The following is an 18,185-nucleotide window of genomic DNA, read 5'->3' on the forward strand; positions in this document are numbered from 1 at the left end:
CCCCGCATGGCCATCAAGGACGACGAAGCCAACCGCATCTCCGCGCGTGCCGCACGTTATGCACGTGTCGGCGTCAATGTTGGCGGTGTCGCGGCGCGGCTGGCAGGCGCGCGCCTTCTTGGCCGTGACCGGACGCGCTACGCCTCGGACCTCGCGCAGGCGCTCGGCGGGCTTAAGGGGCCCCTGATGAAGGTCGCGCAGCTTATGGCGACCATTCCCGATGTCCTGCCGCCTGAATATGCCGAGGAGCTGCAAAAGCTGCAGTCCGATGCGCCGCCCATGGGCCCCGCCTTCGTCAAGCGCCGGATGACCGCCGAGCTCGGCCCGGACTGGAAAGACCGCTTCTCCTCCTTCGATCTCACACCCTCCGCCGCAGCATCCCTGGGGCAGGTGCATCGTGCGGTCAGCCTCGAGGGCGCGCCTTTGGCTGTGAAGCTGCAATATCCCGACATGCAGTCCGCCGTGGAGGCCGATCTCGCACAGCTTCAGGTGCTGTTTTCACTGCATCGGCGAATGGACCCCGCGATCGATACCCGTGAAATCGCTGAGGAACTTGGAGCGCGTATCCGCGAGGAACTGGATTATCGCCGCGAGGCCAAACACGCCGCGCTTTATGCCTCCATGCTATCCGACGTCCCGGAGGTGAGGGTGCCCGGCACTCATGCGGCTCTGTCCACGGGGCGCCTCCTCACGCTCGACTGGCTTGAGGGCACGAAGCTTCTGAGCCATCGGGACGCGAGCCTCGATATCCGCAATCGACTGGCGATGGTCATGTTCCAGGCCTGGTGGCGGCCCTTCTCGCACTATGGCGTGATCCACGGCGACCCCCACCTCGGGAATTATACGATCTGGGCGGAGGAGGGAGAGCCGCGCGGCATCAACCTGCTCGACTATGGCTGCATCCGCATCTTCCCGGCGAGCTTCGTCAAAGGCGTGGTGGATCTTTACGAGGGGCTGAAATCCGATGATCGCGCCAGGGTCGTTTCCGCCTATGAAACATGGGGCTTCCGCGGGCTCACCAATGAACTCATCGAAGCGCTCAGCATCTGGGCGCGTTTCATCTATGGCCCCCTTCTCGACGACAGGGTGCGCACCATCGCCGATGGGGTGGCGCCGGGGCATTACGGCCGCCGTGAAGCATTTTTGGTGCACAAGACCCTGAAGGAGAAGGGGCCCGTTACCGTTCCACGAGAATTCGTCTTCATGGACCGTGCCGCCATCGGTCTTGGCTCGGTGTTCCTGCATCTCAGGGCAGAGCTCAATTTCCATGATCTTTTCGTCGAGACGATCGCCGGTTTCAGCGCGGCCGAGGTGACGCGGCGGCAGGAGGCGGCGCTCGCCAGCGTGGGCCTTGAGAACCAACCATGAAACATTTTTGAATCGTTGCCCTTAGGGCGGGATTCCGCTAATTGCCTGTTCAAACCTTAGTTGAACGGGGAATGCGAAATGGCCGAGCATGCCACGCCGGAATATGCCACCGCTCAGGGTAATGATTACCCCGAGCACGAGCGCACCTACGAGAACGTCATCAAACTGGCGAAGGTCAGCACGCTGGCGACGCTCTGCGTGGTTGCTGCCCTGGCCGTGGGTGGCATCGCGGGCTCGATGTTCTGGATGCTCTTCGGCATTTTCGCGGCGTTGGTCGGCACCGGCATCGGTCTTGCGTCCAGCGATGGCAAGCCCGCGATCCTGGGCGGGCTGCTCGTCTTCCTGCTTCTCGTGCTCGCGCTCGTGAGCTGATCCGATGAAGATAGCCGTTGTCGCGGAGACCGATCCGAACGAAGCGCGCGTCGCTGCCACACCTGAAACGGTCAGGAAGCTGGCAGGCCGGGGCGCGACGGTGGTGGTCTCAGCCGGGGCAGGGACAGCGTCCGGCATCTCCGACGCTGATTACCAGGCGGCAGGCGCGGATGTCTCGGCCGATCCCGCGGGGACTGTCGCTGCGGCCGATATCGTTCTTGCGGTGCGGCGCCCCTCTCCGGACAGCCTCAACGGCGTCGCCTCCGGCGCGTTCGTCGTCTCTCATATGGACCCTTACGGCCACGAGGGTGAAATCGGCGCTTTGGCCGGCGCCGGTGTTACCGCCGTCGCCATGGAGCTGATGCCGCGGATTACGCGCGCCCAGGTCATGGACGTGCTTTCCTCGCAGGCGAACCTCGCCGGCTATCGCGCCGTAATCGATGGCGCGGAGGCCTTCGGCAGGGCCATTCCCATGATGATGACCGCCGCCGGCACGATCCCTGCCGCGCGTATTTTTGTCATGGGTGCGGGCGTCGCCGGTCTTCAGGCCATTGCCACCGCGCGCCGCCTCGGCGCGATCGTCACCGCGACGGATGTCCGCCCGGCGGTGAAGGAGCAGGTGGAAAGTCTGGGCGCGAAGTTCGTGGCCGTGGAGGACGATGAGTTCCGTCAGGCGGAGACCTCTGGTGGCTACGCCAAGGAAATGTCGGACGCCTATAAGGCCAAGCAGGCCGAGCTTGTGGCCTCTCACATCGCCAAGCAGGACATCGTGATCACCACGGCTCTGATCCCGGGGCGCCCGGCGCCGCGTCTCATCACGGCCGATATGGTCGCTTCCATGAAGGCGGGCTCCGTGCTGGTCGATCTCGCGGTGGAACGCGGCGGCAACGTCGAGGGCGCGCGTGCGGGCGAGGTGGCCGAGGTCAATGGCGTGAAGATCCTGGGCTATACCAATGTGGCTGGCCGCGTCGCGGCCTCGGCTTCGGCGCTCTACGCCCGCAATCTTCTCTCCTTCCTCGACCTTCTCATCTCCAAAGAGGGAACGATCGAAGTGCCGTGGGAGGATGACATCCTGAAAGCCGTGGTCCTGACCCGCGATGGCGCGGTGATCCATCCGGCCTTTGCGCCCAAAAGCGTGGGAGAAACGGCATGATCCATCTTGCCCAAGCACCAATGGAAGATGCGGCGGAACGGGCCCGCCAGGCGGCTGACGCCGCCCGCGCTGCGGCCGATGCCGCCCAGACCTATGCCGATAGTGCCGCCGAGGCCGCAGGCATGATCGCTCATGGCGCCACCGGCGGTGCCATCGATCCCTTCGTCTTCCGCTTCGCGATCTTCGTGCTGGCGATCTTCGTCGGCTATTATGTGGTCTGGAGCGTGACGCCCGCGCTCCATACGCCGCTGATGTCGGTCACCAACGCGATCTCCTCCGTGATCGTCGTAGGCGCTCTTCTTGCCGTCGGCGTCAATCTCATGGACGGCGGCGGCTGGTCGCGCCTCTTTGGTTTCCTCGCCCTGGTGTTCGCATCCGTGAACATATTCGGTGGCTTCCTGGTCACGAGCCGCATGCTCGCCATGTACAAGAAGAAGGGCTGAGCAGCCGTGATCAATCTCGCCCAGTTCCTTTATCTCGCCTCCGGCGTGCTCTTCATTCTCGCGCTGCGTGGGCTGTCGCATCCGACCACGTCGCGCCGGGGCAACCTGATGGGCATGGCGGGCATGGCCATCGCCATCGTCACCACACTCATCATCGCGCCGCCCGGTGGCTTTTCAGCCTGGGGCCTCACCATTCTCGGCATCGCCATCGGCGGTGGAATCGGCGCGGTGGTGGCCAAGCGCATCGCCATGACGTCCATGCCGCAGCTCGTGGCCGCCTTCCATAGCCTCGTCGGTCTTGCCGCGGTCTTCGTCGCCGCGGCGGCTCTTTATGCGCCGGAGGCCTTCGGCATCGGTGTTCCGGGTGATATCCACGGCGCAAGCCTTGTGGAGATGTCGCTCGGCGTCGCCATTGGCGCCATCACCTTTTCCGGCTCCATCATCGCCTTCCTGAAGCTTGATGGCCGGATGTCGGGCAAGCCGATCATCCTGCCGGCACGCCATCTGGTGAACCTTGCCCTTGCCGCGCTTTTGGTGGTGCTGGTCATCCTCTTTGTCGCCACCGGCAGCACCACGCTGTTCTGGGCCATCACGGTCGTCTCCCTGGTGCTGGGCGTGACGCTCATCATCCCCATCGGCGGAGCCGACATGCCCGTCGTCGTGTCGATGCTGAACTCCTATTCCGGATGGGCGGCCGCCGGCATCGGCTTCACGCTCGGCAATCTTGCCCTGATCATCACCGGTGCGCTGGTCGGCGCGTCGGGCGCGATCCTCAGCTACATCATGTGCAAGGGCATGAACCGCTCCTTCGTCTCGGTGATCCTTGGCGGCTTCGGCGGCGACAGCGTCGCGGCGGCGGGCGCCCGCGAAGAACGGCCGGTCAAGCAGGGTTCTGCCGACGACGCGGCCTTCATCATGAAGAACGCTTCGAAGGTGATCGTGGTGCCCGGCTACGGCATGGCCGTCGCCCAGGCGCAGCATGCGCTGCGCGAGATGGCGGACACGCTGAAGAAGGAAGGCGTGGAGGTCAAATATGCGATCCATCCCGTCGCCGGACGCATGCCGGGGCACATGAACGTGCTGCTGGCCGAGGCGAATGTGCCTTATGACGAGGTCTTCGAGCTGGAAGACATCAACGCCGAATTCGCTCAGGCGGATGTCGCTTTCGTTATCGGCGCCAATGATGTGACCAACCCCTCGGCGAAGACCGATCCTTCATCTCCCATCTTCGGCATGCCGGTGCTGGATGTGGAGAAGGCCAAGACGGTGCTCTTCATCAAGCGCGGCATGGGTTCAGGCTACGCCGGCGTCGAGAACGAGCTGTTCTTCCGCGACAACACGATGATGCTGTTCGGCGATGCCAAGAAGGTCACCGACGACATCGTTAAGGCGCTGGCGCACTGATCAGGCAGGGAATGAGGCGCCTCATGCCTCATTCCCCTGTCGGTGCAACGGCGCTGATTTTCAAGAGTTCTGCGTCCAGGCCGTCACTAGTGGGCCATCTTTCCCCTCCACCGGATCCTCATGGGGGAGGGGCACCTTTTCGATGTTTTCTCTCACCTCAGCCAGTTCGGCGGGATCTCCCTTGCGGATGTCCCAGTCGCGGCCTTCGGCATAGGCACCGACGACCAGAAGGTCGGATGCTCCCTCGCAGCGATGAGCAACGCCTGCCGGAATGACGACAACGTCGCCTCGAGCCAGCGAGAATGTTCGCCCGCTGTCGCCGCCCAGTCTGAGGTCGATCTGGCCTGTGGCGATCCCCAGCACCTCGTGGGTGTTGGAATGAAAGTGGTGATAGTCGAAAACACCGGCCCGCCAGCTGTTGGTCCAGCCGTTCTTTTCAAACAGCTCTTCAAAGAAGCGTGCGCCGTCTGGGGCTTCGGTGGCCACCTTCCGGTAGATCAATGCCGGCAGCGAAGAGTTGGGAAAGCCCCCGTTGGGCGCCAGAACAACGCTCTCCGGCTCTTGAGTGGGAGCGGCGGTTCTCATGGCATTCTCCTCCGTGATGGACTGATGCCCATCAACGCGTGAAATGCCGCCGTGGCTCCCGCTACTGAACGTTGTAGTTCACGCCGGGTTCGCCGCCGACCTGCCGGAAGCCTTCCTTGGCGTTGGCGTGGTTGGGATCGACCATGAGCGCGCGGGCATAGGAGCCGCGAGCGCGTTCCAGATTGTTCATCATGGCATAGGCCTGACCGCGGCCAGACCAGGCGTCGGCGTTCTTCGGGTCGATGTTGATCGCCAGCTCGAAGTCCTCCGCGGCGCTCTTGGGGTCGTTGATGGCCAGATAGCTCATGCCGCGCGCGATGTAGGGCGGTTGCGCGTTGGAGGCGGCGGCGATGGCGCTGGTGAAATCGTCGATGGCCATCTGGTGATTGCCCTCCGTCTGGTACAGCAAACCGCGATTGTGGAACGCCTGGGCATTGCGCCGGTCGATTTCCAATGCGCGCTGGTAATCGGCCAAGGCCTCGTTGCCGCGATTGGACTGGCGATAGATGTTGCCCCGGCCGACGTAAGCGGAGGCATAATTGGGGTCGGCCTGAATAGCGAGATTGTAGTCCTGGATGGCTTGGCCGTCCTGACCCAGTTCGCGGCGGGCTAGCGCCCGGTTGGCGTAGGCCTTTGCCATGTTCGGGTTGATCCGAACCGCCTGACTGAAATCCTCGATGGCGTCGTCGTACTTGCCCTGTCGTGCCAGGGCGATGCCTCGGGTGTTGTAGACCTCGGGATCGCTCGGATTGGCCTTCACCACCTGGCTCAGGGAGGCCACGTTGACCTGCTGTGCCGCATAGACGCTCGGATCGACGCTCTCACCTCCCCCCATGCTCTGGCAGGCCGCCGTCATCAACACGAGGCCGAGGGCTGTGGCGGGGCGGCGATGAGCGGAGGCGGAAAGCAAGATCATGAATCGCATATCCTTCAGGGAACGAGGCCAGTGTCGGAGCGAATACGGCGAGAATTGGATGGAGAGCTTGCTCCAAAACGGAAAGCGCCCGCGAGGAGTTCCCCGGGGCGCTGGGCCGTCTTCACATGCCAGGACGCTTGGAGCGTCAGGCGCGCTTCTTCATGGGGATCAGGCCTTCACGCTGCGCGCGCTTGCGAGCGAGCTTGCGGGCGCGACGAACAGCTTCAGCCTTCTCGCGAGCCTTCTTCTCAGAAGGCTTCTCGTAATGACCACGGAGCTTCATTTCGCGGAAGATGCCTTCGCGCTGCATCTTCTTCTTAAGGGCCTTAAGGGCCTGGTCGACGTTGTTGTCGCGAACGAGAACCTGCACGGATCGTCCTTTATCTCACGGAATGGACAAAAACATGACGGTGCGCCGCGTATGCGTCGCCCGCCGTTTGAAAGTTGCATAGCAGGCCATCCGGCCTATGTCCACCGTCATCCGGCGTCTTCCTCGGGCAAAACGCGGGTGATGTGGCCCATTTTGCGTCCGGCGCGCACCTCCGTCTTTCCATAAAGATGGAGTGAGGCTCTCGGGTCCTCCAGCCAGCGGTCAAGATCCAGCACCTCATCCCCAATGAGGTTGGTCATCTCGGTGCGGCCGCGGCGAGCGGTGCCGCCGAGCGGCCAGCCCGCGATGGCCCGGATGTGCTGTTCAAACTGGCAGGTGACCGCACCATCCTGCGTCCAGTGGCCGGAATTGTGAACACGAGGTGCGATCTCATTGACGAGAATCTCCTCCGTGCCCTGGCTGTTCCGCGTGACGAACATCTCGACCGCGAGGACGCCGACGTAGGAGAGCGATTCGGCGATGCGGCGCGCGCAGTCCACCGCGGAGGCGCTGGCGTCAGGGGAGATCCTCGCCGGTATGCTGGTGGTTTTGAGAATGTGATTCTCGTGATGGTTCTCGGCCACATCCCAGGCGGCGAAGGAGCCGTCGAGGCCGCGCGCCGCCACCACTGAGACTTCGCGCTCGAATGGGACAAAGGCTTCCAGGATCGAGGGCTGCCGACCGATGAGCCCCCAGGCGGCATCGAGGTCCAGCCCTTCGCGCAGCATGATCTGGCCCTTGCCGTCGTACCCGAAGCGGCGGGTCTTCAACACGGCGGGGCGACCGACATGGCCCACCGCCTTTGCGAGGCTGGCGCGGTCGTTCACAGGCGCAAAACGCGCGGTCGGGATGCCAAGTCCGTTGATCCAGCTTTTTTCCGTCAGACGATCCTGTGTCGTCTCAAGTGCCTTGGCATCGGGATAAAGCGGCTTTTGACGAGCGACGATGGCGGCGGTCCGCGCCGGCACATTCTCGAACTCATAGGTCACAACGTCGACGCTGTCGGCGAACAGCATCAGCGCCGATTCATCCTCATAGGGGGCGATGGTGAAGTCCCGGGTCACATCGAAGGCAGGGCTTTTCACATCAGGGCAGTAGATGTGCGTCCTGAAGCCCAGCCGGGCAGCGGCAAGTGCCAGCATGCGTCCGAGCTGGCCGCCGCCGAGAATGCCGATGGTGGCGCCGGGCGAGAGGCGCTTTGGGGAAGCTGTCACTGGCCTCATGCCCCGTCGGACGGACGTTCGGCAACCGCGCCCGTCTGCTTTGCTCGCCAGTCGGCAAGGCGCTTGGCCAGAGCCGGATCATGATTGGCAAGCATGGCGGCCGCGAGGAGGGCGGCATTGACGGCACCGGCCTTGCCGATGGCAAGCGTGCCGACTGGGATGCCCGCGGGCATCTGAACGATGGAGTAAAGGCTGTCGACCCCCGAAAGCGCCTTGCTCTCCACCGGAACGCCGAGGACGGGCAGCTCGGTGAGAGCCGCGACCATCCCGGGAAGATGCGCCGCGCCGCCGGCACCGGCGACCACCACCTGGAAGCCTTCGGACTTAGCACCCTTGGCGAAGGCATAAAGGCGATCCGGCGTGCGATGAGCCGAAACGATGCGCGCGTCATAACCCACGCCGAGCGCGTCAAGCGTTTCAGCGGCGTGGCGCAGGGTGGGCCAATCGGATTGGCTTCCCATGACGATCGCGACCGGGCGGGCCGGTTCGCTCATTTGTGCTCTCCGTGGTGGGGGATACAAGAGGCGGCGGATTATAGGAATCCGCTGCGACCATGCAAGGGGAGGGGCGCTCTATCGATGGCGTCGCGATCAAGATATCGAAGTTCTTTGTTCACGAACAGGGAACATTGATGTTGTCGGCAAAGTAGGGAGAGGAAGAGCGCGCTTCGGTAGTCCAGATGGACCAACGGGATGGTTGTGAGGGTGCAAGTATTATACCGCAAAATGGGAAGATCGTCCTGACGGACGGAAAAAATCAACGGGTAACCTGGATCACAGTTATCTTGTTGTCGGGTGCGAAATCTAAGTCTTGATCGAGTGCATCCTTGTGAGTTGAGCCTTGATTATCCTGTATTGAATTTGTCTGATTTTGTTTTTAGTGCGACATATTTGGTCCAGGCGCGCGGCTTAGCTCCCAGATACTCTAGAAGTTTGGGATGAGGGATGCTTTCCGGCGATTTAATTGATCGCTGGAACGTTCACTGACGCGACTTAAAACCTTCATTTAAGACGGATTGTGACGATCCCGCTTGACGGCGGGCGCGAAATTGCGTCTTCTTGGGAGACGATCAGGGTTGCGGCCTGTCTTGACTATAATCGCCTCTCGTTTCGGGTCGCGCCTTTCAGTCAATCCCCACAACTCCGATTGCCACCCGGACGCGCCCACGAGGCCGGACGCATTACGCACTGTCATGCATGGAGGCCATCATGGCCGAAGGTACCGTTAAGTTCTACAACGCCCAGAAGGGTTATGGATTCATTCAGCCTGACGATGGCGGCAAGGACGTGTTCGTCCACGCGACCGCTCTCGAGGCTGCTGGTATCTATAGCCTCGCAGAAGGCCAGAAAGTCAGCTTCGAGCTGGTCGAGAGCCGCGGCAAAATGGCTGCCGGACAGCTCCGCACCGTTTGAACTCCATGCCTCAGTCGCATGAACGAAGGCTCGGTCTCCACCGGGCCTTTTTTCTTGGGCGCCAGGTCAGGTTGACGTCACCTTCTGCGGCGGTCGATGCTGCGTCAGGCGATGATATCAGGGGTGAGCTGGTCTTCCAGATAGGAAATGCGGTCCTTCAACCATAGCTTGCGCTTCTTCAGCCGCTGGATCTGCAGGCGGTCAGCCACAGCCAGGCGGCCGAGGGCCTCGATGGCGCTGTCGAGATCGCCGTGTTCCTGACGCAGACGAGCCAGTTCCGCGCATACTTCATTGCGTTCTTCTTCGCCCATGGATTTGACCGCTTTTACGCCACATTTGCCGTTCGAAAGGCGCGGGAAGTATCGCATTATTCCCGAGCTCTTCAAGGCCTCCTAACCAGCATTCAAAGAGGTTCGACACGAGCCGCCAAAGCGTGCCAGACTGTCGCGGTAACCGTAGCAACTTAAAGGAGCGACCATGTCAATTGAATCGCATCTTGCGGAGCTGAAACGGAAGCATCTGGCGCTTAAGCAGGAAATCGAAAATGAACTCAGGCATGCCAATGCCAACGACATGCGGGTCGTCGAACTGAAGCGCCGCAAGCTGCACATCAAGGATGAAATAACCCGGCTAGGGAGCAGCCCCGAGACCCTGCACTGACCCCAGGGCGGCTTTGACTGGATGATCTCTTAGGCCGGTCGCATTTCGAGTTCTGCGTTTGAGCTGCCATCGAACAGCGGCCTTGCGCCGTTACCGGCCTCCGCAGGCGTTGCCGAGACAAGAGGTCAGGCCGTAGGGGTGTGGCCCATTGGTTCAGTGTTGACGAATGGATGACCGCGCCATGAGACCATGGCGCGGTTTTTTGTGCAGGAGATCGGTGATCAGCGGGCGCGTATCGGAACGGCAGCCAAGGATGCCGGAGCGGTAGACTTTCCGCTCTTCAGGCTTGCGCGGGCATGGTCCGGCAGTGCTTTCGCAGGCTTCGTCTGCGGGACCGTGGACGGCTTCGGCACCGTGGCAGTGCGATTCCATTCCATGACCTGTGCGAGGCCCAGCTGGATCGCAACACCAATGGAGATCAGCACCGTATCGAGGCCGAAGCTGCCTCCCTGTTCCTCGCGCAGGATCATGCTTGCCATGGACAGAAGCGAGGCGGTGCAGAAGATCGGAAGTGAATGGCGCCCCACCAATGCGATGGGGTGATCGTAGCGGATCTGCTTGCACCATTCGCCGACCGGCGAGTGCACGAAGACATAGACCAGCGCCAGCACATGGAGGAGCCGCATCAGCGACTCGTTGGTCTTGTCGAAGCCGAACAGTGTGATCGGGTTTGGGATGTTGGCGTTATCAACCCAGAAGCCCGTGATGGCCCAGACGAAGGCGACGGTGAGGAAGCCAACGGCGGCGTAAAAGACGACCGGGTGATAGGGCACGCCGTGCCCCGAGCGGGTGAGGGCGCCGGCGGTGAAGCCGATGGTGAAGAGGAACTGCCAGGCCAGCGGATTAAAGAACCAGCCGCCGCCCAAGGGGTATTGCGGCAGGTTCAGCCCAAAGAGGTGCGTCGCCAGATACAGTGCGAAAGATGCGCCGAGCGCCAGCCGCAGGTCGATCCGGGCGAGCATCATGATGACGGGCAGCATGGCCAGCAGCACGATGTACATCGGCAGGATGTTGAAGTAACCGAGCTGGTGACCCAGCGTCGCAAGGCCCAGGATGGTGTTGGCCGGGTCTTCCAGGATGGGCGCGATGTTGATCTTGCCCGCGATCGAGGCGTCGCCATAGAGCTTGGCGGCGAAGGCGAAAAGCGCGATGGCGGCAACGATCGAGGCGATATGGGCGAGGTAAAGCTGGCCCGAGCGCCTCATGGATTTGTAGCTTTGCGCCAGAACCCGGCCTTCAAGGAATTTCGGAAAATAGGCGAGGGCGGCCACGAATCCTGCCAGGAACACGAACAGCTCTGCCGCGTCCGAGAACCCGAAGTTGCGGTGCGTGAACCGGTCGTAGAGGTTCCCGGGGATGTGGTTGATGAAAATGCTGAGAAGGGCCAGCCCGCGAAAAAAATCAATGCGGACGTCCCGATTTCCAACATTCCCGCGCATTGCAAAGCCTATCCGTTGATCTATCAAGCGATTGGACAACATCCGACTCGCTCTAAGGTTCCACCTCACAGATGAGGTCTAGGATGTCGAGGGAGGGATGGCCACATCAAACGGACTTTATTGTCAGAATTTTTTCTCGATCTGACGAAATCTTGTTCTGTTTGTGGCGTTCTCGTGACTCAGCATGATTGTCGAATCTAAGTCAGGCTTAATTCTTCGAAAAATCTGTGCATGTTTCGTCGAGCTTGCGATTCCATGAGGTCCTCGACCAAACCCGTGCGTAGCAGCCGCTGATCCACCACGCCAGTCCCGTCATAGCCCAGCCAAGATATGCGTCGACGGCATAGTGCCAGCCGAGATGTACCGATCCGAGGAACATGACGGCCGAGACAACGTACATGGCCGCGCCTAGGCGTTTATCCATGCGCCAGGCCGTCAGTGCAAAGAGCAGGGAGGTCGCGTTGTGCAGGCTTGGCATGGCGGAGATACCGGCGACGATGTTCTGTTCGCCCATCTAGGCCTGCCACAGGAGATGCTGAGCCTGGACCGAGAAGAGGTGGTAGTTTCCGTTCACTTGGTGGAGATAGTCCATCAGCGGCGCGTAGGGGTTCGGCGCAAGTCCCAAAGGCCCATAGAAGCAGGGGCCGACGGACGAGAAGCCAATGGCCGCCAGGCTTCCACCCAGCGACCAAATCAGGACGAAGACCGCAAAGAATTGCGTGCGGATGACCGAGGGACGCAATGCGAAAGCCAACACCACCCAGAACATCCACATGATCATGAACCAGAGCTGGTAGACGATGTCGAGGGCCAGCGTGATCAGCGGATGTCCAAGCACCGGCTGCAGCAGTTCATGCGGGTGGTAGCCAAAGTGCAACCACTGGTCGAGGTTCATGAAGGTCTCGTCCCAGGAATAGGGTGCGAGAGTTGGGATGTTGTACTTGATGTCGGTAAAGACGCGCACAAAGAGACAGAGCGAGATCACCAGCGGCATCCCGAGGATCAGCCGGGGTGGAGAGGTCAGGAAGCGGAAGATGTCGACGGGGAGAGCGATGATTGGATGTTTCGCCCGCTGATGGAAGCCGACATGCAGGAAGCGTGCGACGACGATGGCGAAAAAAAGGACCGGCATCGAGGTCGAAAGGAAGATCGTCGCCAGGTTTTGGAAGTCGTGTGGTTTGACCCGGTCTGTCGATTGCAGCAGGACATGTCCTACCATCGTGTAGAGGGCGATATAGGTGAGCGTCGGCGCTTGTCCAGCGATGGTGGCGGCGGTCATCCGCGCCAGATGTAGGTGCCACTTCGGCAGCCTGATCCTAGAAGCGATTGCTGTTGTCACGAAAAAGCCCTCTCCGGCGTGGTTCTAGCCGGAAAGGGCTGATGTTCGCTTAACCGCGGTGCGGAAAACGGCGTCTCGACGCCGCGTCCGATCAGTCTTCGTCGTCTTCGTCGCGCTTCAGCTGCTTCAGCTTTGCAAAGACGGAATTGACGTCGATGTCGTCGGCCTGCTGGCGCAGATCACGGGTGTCTTCCTGCGGTTCCGGAACGGCACCGGTGGTCGTTTCGGCGGGAAGAAGCGTCTGGTTGCTCTCGGCTTCCTCCACCTGCGGGCGGTCCTTTGCCGAGCGCGCCACTTCGAAATCGAGGTCGATCTGCGAGCAGAGGCCAAGCGTCACCGGATCCATGGGGGTCAGGTTGGCGGAATTCCAGTGGGTGCGCTCGCGGATGGCCTCAATGGTCGTCTTGGTGGTGCCGACGAGGCGGATGATCTGCGAGTCCTTCAGTTCAGGATGGTTGCGCACGAGCCACAGGATGGCGTTGGGACGGTCCTGGCGGCGCGAGACCGGAGTGTAGCGCGGACCCTTTCGCTTCTTGACTTCCGGTAGGCGCACCTTGGATTCCTGAAGCTTCAGGCGATAGGCCGGGTCCTTCTCGCCGCGCTCGATCTCCTCGCGGCTGAGCTGGCCCATGGTAACGGGATCAATGCCGCGAATGCCCTGCGCGGCGTCGCCATCGGCAATGGCCTTCACCTCAAGCTCGTGCAGATGGCAAAAATCTGCGATCTGCGAAAAGGTGAGCGAGGTGCTGTCGACGAGCCAGACAGCTGTGGCTTTCGGCATCAGGGGCGCGTTCGACATGGGCAAAATCTCCTCTGCAGCTCCGCCCGCCTTCGGGCGAAGCTTTCCTCATCCAGCGATGACGGGAATGGGCTACATATAACGCGCCGGCCCCTCGACGCAAATGAGATTAATCGACTTTCAGAATGATCTTTCCCATGTGGGAACTGGTTTCCATCAGTTCGTGGGCCTCCCGCGCCTGCTCCAGGGGAAGGGTGGCGTGAACGGCGGGCTTGAGGCGGCCTGAGGCGATGAGGGGCCAGACCTCGCGCTCCACGGCCTCTGCGAGCTTCGCCTTGAAGGCGATGGAGCGGGCGCGCAGGGTGGAGCCCGTCAGTATGAGCCGCTTGGTCATCAGAAGCCTGAGGTCGGCCGTCACGCGCGAGCCTTTGAGAAAGGCGATCTGAACGATGCGCCCCTCCTCGGCGGCGGCCTCCAGATTGCGCCCGGTGTAATCGCCTCCCACCATGTCCAGGATGACGTCAGCGCCCTTGCCCTCCGTTGCCGCCATGACTTCGGCCACGAAATCAGCCGTGCGGTAGTTGACGGCATGGTCCGCCCCCCAGCCGAGGCAGGCGGCGAGTTTTTCCTCCGATCCTGCTGTGGCGATGACGCGGGCGCCACGCGCCTTCGCGATCTGAATTGCGGTCATGCCGATGCCGCTGGTGCCGCCATGCACGAGGAAGGTCTCACCCTCGCGGAGCGCCCCGCGCTCGAAGACGTTGTTCCAGACCGTGAAGGTGGCTTCGGGCAGGGCGGCCGCCTCAACCATCGAGAGCCCCTCAGGCACCGGCAGGGCGCAGCTTTCGGCCACCGTCGCATATTGCGCATAACCGCCACCGGCCATCAGCACCGCGACCTGATCGCCTACCTGCCAGCGGGACACGCCCGGGCCGGTCTCGGCCACCGTGCCGGCGACTTCCAATCCGGGAAGATCCGACGCTCCAGGTGGCACGGGGTAGTTTCCCTTGCGCTGCAGGATATCTAGCCGGTTCACGCCTGCCGCGGCCACGCGCACCAGGATTTCTCCGGGAGCCGGGGCGGGGACAGGGCGCTCCTCCAGGACCAATGCCTCCGGGCCGCCGGGGCTGGCAATGGCGATGGCGCGCATCATGGCGGGCATGGTTTTTCCTCCCTGAAGCGTCAAATGCTATGCTGTGTAGCACTTCCGGTTCCCGGAAACACGGCGCGAGTGGAGGAGGCATTTCATGTTCGCAGACGATAACGAGCCGCGCGTCCCGCAGGACGCGATCCGCATCGGTCAGGATCTGTCATTACTTTCCGTTGATGAGCTGCATCAACGTATCCGTATACTGGAAGGTGAGATCGAGCGTATACGCAAAGACATCGATGCCAAGTCAGGTCACAAGCTGCAAGCAGAGGCGGTGTTTTCGCGCAAATGATCGTTTTGCGTTAACCTGAAGTTAAGGTTTCTATTTTATGACTTGGTCCATCCAGTGTTTCTGGACTTTGTCTGAGTGGTTCTGTCCCACTCTGTTTGACGCCTCCCTGTCATCACAGACTTTGGAGCCGCGATTTTGAGCGGCTCTTTTTTTGTGCCGCAACGGCAGCGGCCGGTGCACAGGCTGTGGGTTTTAACCTTCTATTCACGAATTGCTTGCAGCCGCGCCATTGTGCGCCACAATCAGACCCGCAAGAGCACGACCTCGCCTGCAGTCCAGCCGCGAGGGCGTTGAGAAACTGGTGTGTTCTGAAAGGCTGTTCATGTCTGCTTCGTCCGATCTTCTCGATGAGCCCTCGACGGTTGCCGTTGCCTTCGGGGCGCGGCTCCTGTCATCGGACGCTTTCAAGGTGCTGTTCCGCGAAGGCATGGGGCTTGTGGAAGAAACGGCCTCGTACCTCGATGGCGACGGCCGTACGGAGTCGCGGGTTCTGGAGCGAACCGTGGCGCTCGCCTATGCCACCGAAAGCATGCGGCTGACGACGCGGCTCATGCAGCTGGCCTCCTGGCTTCTGATCCAGCGCGCGACCAACGAAGGCGAGATGACGCTGGAGCAGGCGCAGGAAGAGCGCGCCAAGGTAAAGCTTGCCAAGCCGGTTCGCCCCACTTCGGCCGAGGTCTATGCCCAGCTTCCCGAACGGCTCCGCGACCTCATCGAGCGGGTCGAGCGCCTGCATGCCCGCATCGTCTATCTGGAAAAGCAATCCCGGCTGGATCTTGCCGCGGACGCTCCGATCAGCCCCGTGCAGGACCAGCTTTCGCTCATCAAAACCGCTTTTGGCATCTGACAGGAGGTCGGGGCCGGTGCGCGCCAACTGGGGGCGCGGGCCTGTGCCTGATGGACTGCTGCCGCGATAAAAACGGCACAAAAAAGCCCCGGTCGATCCGGGGCTTTCTTATTTCAGATGTCGGCGGCTTACTTGAAGCCGAAGCCTTCGAACTTCTTGTTGAAGCGCGACAGGCGGCCGCCGCGATCAAGCAGCTTCTGCTCGCCGCCGGTCCAGGCCGGATGCACCTTTGAATCGATGTCGAGCTGCAGGGTGTCGCCCTCTTTGCCGTACGTCGAGCGCGTCTGATACTCGGTGCCGTCGGTCATCAGCACCTTGATGAAGTGGTAGTCGGGATGAATGTCGTTCTTCATGGCCTTGCTCCGTCGCCGCCAGGCGCCGGCGGACTTCATATCGATGGATTGGAAAGCTGCGTGCCTATAGCGCAGGCGAGGGCCGGGCACAAGCGTTGCCCTCGCCGGGCTTGGCCGTCATTGTCCGGCCCCGTGATCGACAGCCGGTATGGACGAGAATGACGGACGCTTCTTCCCCACCGCGGCGCAGCCTGCGCCCGCTCGGGCGGCTCGCGCCCTATGCCTTGGCTTATAAGGGGCGCATCGCGCTCTCCGTGCTCGCGCTCCTTGCTGCCGCCGGCGCGACGCTCGTGGTGCCCATCGCGATCCGCCGCATCATCGATTTCGGTTTTTCCAACGCCGAGCCGTGGGTGGTGGACCGCTATTTCCTGTCCATGATGGCCGTGGTGGCCGTGCTCTCCCTTGCCAGCGCCGCGCGCTACTACCTCGTGACCACATTGGGCGAGCGGGTCGTGGCCGATGTGCGGGCGGCGGTGTTCCGGCACCTGGCCGAGCTTTCGCCTTCCTTTTACGATCGCACGCTTTCCGGCGAGATCGTCTCGCGCCTGTCCGCCGACACCACCCAGATCAAGGCGGCCTTCGGCGCCTCCGCCTCCGTCGCGTTGCGCAATCTCTTCCTCTTCGCGGGCGCCGCCACCATGATGGTGGTGACGAGCCCACGCCTTTCCGCACTGGTGCTCATTGCCATTCCAGTCATCGTGCTGCCCCTGGTGGGCTTTGGCCGCCGTGTGCGCCAGCGGGGCCGCGCCGCGCAGGACAAGCTCGCGGAGGCCTCCGCCTTCGCGTCGGAGGCCATCGGCGCCATGCGCCTCGTGCAGGCGTTCGGAGCGCAAAGCAGGCTCTCCGACAGCTTCGGTCTGGCTGCCGAACGCTCCTATGAAGCCTCCCGCGATGTCGTCGCCGTACGCGCGGTGCTGACGGCCGTCGCGATCTTCCTGATCTTCGCCAGCATCGTCGGTGTGCTCTGGTATGGCGCCAGCGATGTCATGGCCGGCCGCATGACCGCAGGCACGCTGGGTCAGTTCGTTCTTTATGCGGTCTTTGCCGGCGGCGCGCTGGGCGAGCTCAGCCAGGTGTCTGGCGAGGTGGCGCAGGCGGCCGGCGCCGCCGAACGGCTCGGGGAACTTCTGGCCACCGAGCCGGAGATACGCGCGCCGGCCCAACCGAAGGCCCTGCCGCAGCCGGCTCGCGGCGCACTTGCCTTTGACAGCGTGAGCTTTTCCTATCCCGGCAGGCCCGACATGCCGGTGCTCCACGATGTGAGCTTCAGCATTCGCCCGGGAGAAACCGTGGCCCTGGTAGGGCCATCAGGTGCCGGCAAGAGCACCATCGTCCATCTCATCCTGCGTCAATATGATCCTGCTGTCGGCACCGTCAGTCTCGATGGCATCGCCATCAGCGAAGCCGATCCTTCCGAGCTGCGGTCCCGGATGGCCTTCGTGCCGCAGGAGCCGGTGGTCTTCGCCATGTCCGCCCGCGAAAACATCCGGTTCGGCCGGCCCGATGCCAGCGATGCCGCGGTTGAAGCGGCTGCGCGCGATGCCGCCGCCGATGGTTTCCTCTCCGCTCTGCCAGATGGCTATGACACCATGATCGGCGAACGAGGCGTGAACCTTTCGGGCGGGCAGCGCCAGCGGATCGCCATCGCTCGCGCGATCCTGCGCGATGCGCCGGTGCTTCTTCTGGATGAGGCGACTTCGGCGCTCGATGCGGAGAGCGAAACGCTCGTCCAGCAGGCCCTGGAACGGCTGATGGCGGGACGGACCACCGTGGTGATCGCGCATCGGCTGGCGACCGTTCTCAAGGCCGATCGCATCGTGGTGCTTGATGGCGGCCGCATCGTGGAAGAGGGTACCCATGCCGAGCTCGTCGCGCGCGGCGGGCTTTATGCGCGACTGGCCAAGCTGCAGTTCGAGGATGGACCGCAGTCTGGCGTCGTGGTGGCTTGATGAAGGCACTGCTCCGCGTCACGCTGTGGCACGGCATTGCCATCGTCATGGCAAGACCAAGCTTTGGGATGATGGAGTGGATGGCGCGGGCCGGTTCGGGCGTCATGCTCGCCCTTGTGGCGAGCATCCACGAATTCCTTTTCCGTCGCGGCCGCTGCTGAAGGCGTGGAT

Annotated in this window: 23 protein-coding genes; 11 read left to right on the forward strand and 12 right to left on the reverse strand. The window is 62.3% G+C overall.

The features are described 5' to 3' along the window. The first annotated feature begins 6 nt into the window (after positions 1-6). From IEV58_RS07530 to IEV58_RS07550, 5 genes are all read left to right on the forward strand, one after another. On the forward strand, positions 7-1,368 hold the full coding sequence (locus IEV58_RS07530) for an ABC1 kinase family protein (RefSeq protein WP_188409145.1): 1,362 nt from the start codon (positions 7-9) through the stop codon (positions 1,366-1,368). Between the two features lie 78 nt (positions 1,369-1,446). Beyond that, positions 1,447-1,740: an aa3-type cytochrome c oxidase subunit IV gene (locus IEV58_RS07535; protein ID WP_188409146.1), complete on the forward strand. Its 294-nt coding sequence runs from the start codon at positions 1,447-1,449 to the stop codon at positions 1,738-1,740. A gap of 4 nt (positions 1,741-1,744) precedes the next feature. Next, a complete protein-coding gene (locus IEV58_RS07540; RefSeq protein WP_188409147.1) occupies positions 1,745-2,893 on the forward strand; it encodes a Re/Si-specific NAD(P)(+) transhydrogenase subunit alpha in 1,149 nt (382 codons plus the stop codon). After that, positions 2,890-3,336, forward strand: a complete 447-nt coding sequence (locus IEV58_RS07545) for a proton-translocating transhydrogenase family protein (protein WP_188409148.1) — start codon at positions 2,890-2,892, stop codon at positions 3,334-3,336. Before IEV58_RS07540 ends, IEV58_RS07545 begins: the two co-directional genes overlap by 4 nt. Before the next feature lie 6 nt (positions 3,337-3,342). Further along, positions 3,343-4,740, forward strand: coding sequence for an NAD(P)(+) transhydrogenase (Re/Si-specific) subunit beta (locus IEV58_RS07550; protein WP_188409149.1), 1,398 nt, complete (start codon positions 3,343-3,345; stop codon positions 4,738-4,740). A gap of 60 nt (positions 4,741-4,800) precedes the next feature. On the opposite strand, the gene IEV58_RS07555 is transcribed toward IEV58_RS07550, so the two are convergent. The 5 genes from IEV58_RS07555 to purE form a co-directional block, all read right to left on the reverse strand. Then, positions 4,801-5,325: a cupin domain-containing protein gene (locus IEV58_RS07555; protein WP_188409150.1), complete on the reverse strand. Its 525-nt coding sequence runs from the start codon at positions 5,323-5,325 to the stop codon at positions 4,801-4,803. 61 nt (positions 5,326-5,386) lie between these two features. Further along, positions 5,387-6,241 carry a tetratricopeptide repeat protein gene (locus tag IEV58_RS07560; protein WP_188409151.1) on the reverse strand — a complete coding sequence of 285 codons (855 nt, stop codon included), beginning with the start codon at positions 6,239-6,241 and terminating at the stop codon, positions 5,387-5,389. A gap of 145 nt (positions 6,242-6,386) precedes the next feature. Then, on the reverse strand, positions 6,387-6,611 hold the full coding sequence (rpsU, locus tag IEV58_RS07565; RefSeq protein WP_188409152.1) for a 30S ribosomal protein S21: 225 nt from the start codon (positions 6,609-6,611) through the stop codon (positions 6,387-6,389). 107 nt (positions 6,612-6,718) lie between these two features. Next, entirely contained in the window at positions 6,719-7,825 is a 1,107-nt protein-coding gene (locus tag IEV58_RS07570) for a 5-(carboxyamino)imidazole ribonucleotide synthase (protein WP_268235570.1), read from the reverse strand. A gap of 5 nt (positions 7,826-7,830) precedes the next feature. After that, entirely contained in the window at positions 7,831-8,328 is a 498-nt protein-coding gene (purE, locus tag IEV58_RS07575; protein ID WP_188409154.1) for a 5-(carboxyamino)imidazole ribonucleotide mutase, read from the reverse strand. Positions 8,329-9,042: 714 nt separating this feature from the next. Here purE and IEV58_RS07580 point away from each other — a divergent pair. Then, the gene (locus tag IEV58_RS07580; RefSeq protein ID WP_188409155.1) at positions 9,043-9,246 is read left to right on the forward strand and encodes a cold-shock protein; all 204 of its coding nucleotides are present in this window, start codon (positions 9,043-9,045) and stop codon (positions 9,244-9,246) included. Positions 9,247-9,350: 104 nt separating this feature from the next. On the opposite strand, the gene IEV58_RS07585 is transcribed toward IEV58_RS07580, so the two are convergent. Beyond that, positions 9,351-9,557, reverse strand: coding sequence for a YdcH family protein (locus tag IEV58_RS07585; RefSeq protein ID WP_188409156.1), 207 nt, complete (start codon positions 9,555-9,557; stop codon positions 9,351-9,353). 166 nt (positions 9,558-9,723) lie between these two features. Between IEV58_RS07585 and IEV58_RS07590 the strand changes: the two genes are divergently transcribed. Beyond that, entirely contained in the window at positions 9,724-9,906 is a 183-nt protein-coding gene (locus IEV58_RS07590; protein WP_188409157.1) for a YdcH family protein, read from the forward strand. Between the two features lie 221 nt (positions 9,907-10,127). Here IEV58_RS07590 and IEV58_RS07595 read toward each other — a convergent pair whose 3' ends face one another. The 5 genes from IEV58_RS07595 to IEV58_RS07615 form a co-directional block, all read right to left on the reverse strand. Further along, positions 10,128-11,345: an OpgC family protein gene (locus IEV58_RS07595; RefSeq protein WP_188409158.1), complete on the reverse strand. Its 1,218-nt coding sequence runs from the start codon at positions 11,343-11,345 to the stop codon at positions 10,128-10,130. 208 nt (positions 11,346-11,553) lie between these two features. Further along, the gene (locus IEV58_RS18475; protein WP_188409159.1) at positions 11,554-11,859 is read right to left on the reverse strand and encodes a phosphatase PAP2 family protein; all 306 of its coding nucleotides are present in this window, start codon (positions 11,857-11,859) and stop codon (positions 11,554-11,556) included. Continuing rightward, on the reverse strand, positions 11,860-12,684 hold the full coding sequence (locus IEV58_RS18375) for a hypothetical protein (protein ID WP_503826555.1): 825 nt from the start codon (positions 12,682-12,684) through the stop codon (positions 11,860-11,862). Between the two features lie 91 nt (positions 12,685-12,775). Next, a complete protein-coding gene (locus tag IEV58_RS07610; protein WP_188409161.1) occupies positions 12,776-13,483 on the reverse strand; it encodes a DUF1013 domain-containing protein in 708 nt (235 codons plus the stop codon). Positions 13,484-13,592: 109 nt separating this feature from the next. Further along, the gene (locus IEV58_RS07615) at positions 13,593-14,585 is read right to left on the reverse strand and encodes an NAD(P)H-quinone oxidoreductase (RefSeq protein WP_229729267.1); all 993 of its coding nucleotides are present in this window, start codon (positions 14,583-14,585) and stop codon (positions 13,593-13,595) included. An 85-nt stretch (positions 14,586-14,670) separates the two neighbouring features. Between IEV58_RS07615 and IEV58_RS07620 the strand changes: the two genes are divergently transcribed. Both IEV58_RS07620 and rcdA read left to right on the forward strand, forming a co-directional pair. Beyond that, positions 14,671-14,865, forward strand: coding sequence for a DUF1192 domain-containing protein (locus IEV58_RS07620; protein ID WP_188409162.1), 195 nt, complete (start codon positions 14,671-14,673; stop codon positions 14,863-14,865). A 322-nt stretch (positions 14,866-15,187) separates the two neighbouring features. After that, on the forward strand, positions 15,188-15,712 hold the full coding sequence (gene rcdA, locus IEV58_RS07625; RefSeq protein ID WP_188409163.1) for a protease adaptor protein RcdA: 525 nt from the start codon (positions 15,188-15,190) through the stop codon (positions 15,710-15,712). 128 nt (positions 15,713-15,840) lie between these two features. Here rcdA and rpmE read toward each other — a convergent pair whose 3' ends face one another. Further along, positions 15,841-16,065, reverse strand: a complete 225-nt coding sequence (gene rpmE, locus IEV58_RS07630) for a 50S ribosomal protein L31 (RefSeq protein WP_188409164.1) — start codon at positions 16,063-16,065, stop codon at positions 15,841-15,843. Between the two features lie 158 nt (positions 16,066-16,223). Between rpmE and IEV58_RS07635 the strand changes: the two genes are divergently transcribed. Together IEV58_RS07635 and IEV58_RS07640 are read left to right on the forward strand one after the other, a co-directional pair. Then, on the forward strand, positions 16,224-18,014 hold the full coding sequence (locus tag IEV58_RS07635; protein WP_188409165.1) for an ABC transporter transmembrane domain-containing protein: 1,791 nt from the start codon (positions 16,224-16,226) through the stop codon (positions 18,012-18,014). Beyond that, the gene (locus tag IEV58_RS07640; RefSeq protein WP_188409166.1) at positions 18,014-18,175 is read left to right on the forward strand and encodes a hypothetical protein; all 162 of its coding nucleotides are present in this window, start codon (positions 18,014-18,016) and stop codon (positions 18,173-18,175) included. The genes IEV58_RS07635 and IEV58_RS07640 overlap by 1 nt, the downstream gene beginning before the upstream one ends. Positions 18,176-18,185 lie beyond the last annotated feature (10 nt).

Origin of the sequence: Agaricicola taiwanensis, from assembly GCF_014635245.1 — a bacterium.
In the GTDB taxonomy this organism is placed as follows: Bacteria; Pseudomonadota; Alphaproteobacteria; order Rhizobiales; family Methylopilaceae; genus Agaricicola; species Agaricicola taiwanensis.

Coding starts and splice junctions, on each gene's coding strand:
- IEV58_RS07530 (WP_188409145.1), top strand. CDS start 7: ATGGCCATCAAGGACGACGAAGCCAACCGCATCTCCGCGCGTGCCGCA.
- IEV58_RS07535 (WP_188409146.1), top strand. CDS start 1,447: ATGGCCGAGCATGCCACGCCGGAATATGCCACCGCTCAGGGTAATGAT.
- IEV58_RS07540 (WP_188409147.1), top strand. CDS start 1,745: ATGAAGATAGCCGTTGTCGCGGAGACCGATCCGAACGAAGCGCGCGTC.
- IEV58_RS07545 (WP_188409148.1), top strand. CDS start 2,890: ATGATCCATCTTGCCCAAGCACCAATGGAAGATGCGGCGGAACGGGCC.
- IEV58_RS07555 (WP_188409150.1), bottom strand. CDS start 5,325: ATGAGAACCGCCGCTCCCACTCAAGAGCCGGAGAGCGTTGTTCTGGCG.
- IEV58_RS07560 (WP_188409151.1), bottom strand. CDS start 6,241: ATGATCTTGCTTTCCGCCTCCGCTCATCGCCGCCCCGCCACAGCCCTC.
- purE (WP_188409154.1), bottom strand. CDS start 8,328: ATGAGCGAACCGGCCCGCCCGGTCGCGATCGTCATGGGAAGCCAATCC.
- IEV58_RS07580 (WP_188409155.1), top strand. CDS start 9,043: ATGGCCGAAGGTACCGTTAAGTTCTACAACGCCCAGAAGGGTTATGGA.
- IEV58_RS07585 (WP_188409156.1), bottom strand. CDS start 9,557: ATGGGCGAAGAAGAACGCAATGAAGTATGCGCGGAACTGGCTCGTCTG.
- IEV58_RS07590 (WP_188409157.1), top strand. CDS start 9,724: ATGTCAATTGAATCGCATCTTGCGGAGCTGAAACGGAAGCATCTGGCG.
- IEV58_RS07595 (WP_188409158.1), bottom strand. CDS start 11,345: ATGCGCGGGAATGTTGGAAATCGGGACGTCCGCATTGATTTTTTTCGC.
- IEV58_RS18475 (WP_188409159.1), bottom strand. CDS start 11,859: ATGGGCGAACAGAACATCGTCGCCGGTATCTCCGCCATGCCAAGCCTG.
- IEV58_RS07610 (WP_188409161.1), bottom strand. CDS start 13,483: ATGTCGAACGCGCCCCTGATGCCGAAAGCCACAGCTGTCTGGCTCGTC.
- IEV58_RS07615 (WP_229729267.1), bottom strand. CDS start 14,585: ATGCCCGCCATGATGCGCGCCATCGCCATTGCCAGCCCCGGCGGCCCG.
- IEV58_RS07620 (WP_188409162.1), top strand. CDS start 14,671: ATGTTCGCAGACGATAACGAGCCGCGCGTCCCGCAGGACGCGATCCGC.
- rcdA (WP_188409163.1), top strand. CDS start 15,188: ATGTCTGCTTCGTCCGATCTTCTCGATGAGCCCTCGACGGTTGCCGTT.
- rpmE (WP_188409164.1), bottom strand. CDS start 16,065: ATGAAGAACGACATTCATCCCGACTACCACTTCATCAAGGTGCTGATG.
- IEV58_RS07635 (WP_188409165.1), top strand. CDS start 16,224: ATGACGGACGCTTCTTCCCCACCGCGGCGCAGCCTGCGCCCGCTCGGG.
- IEV58_RS07640 (WP_188409166.1), top strand. CDS start 18,014: ATGAAGGCACTGCTCCGCGTCACGCTGTGGCACGGCATTGCCATCGTC.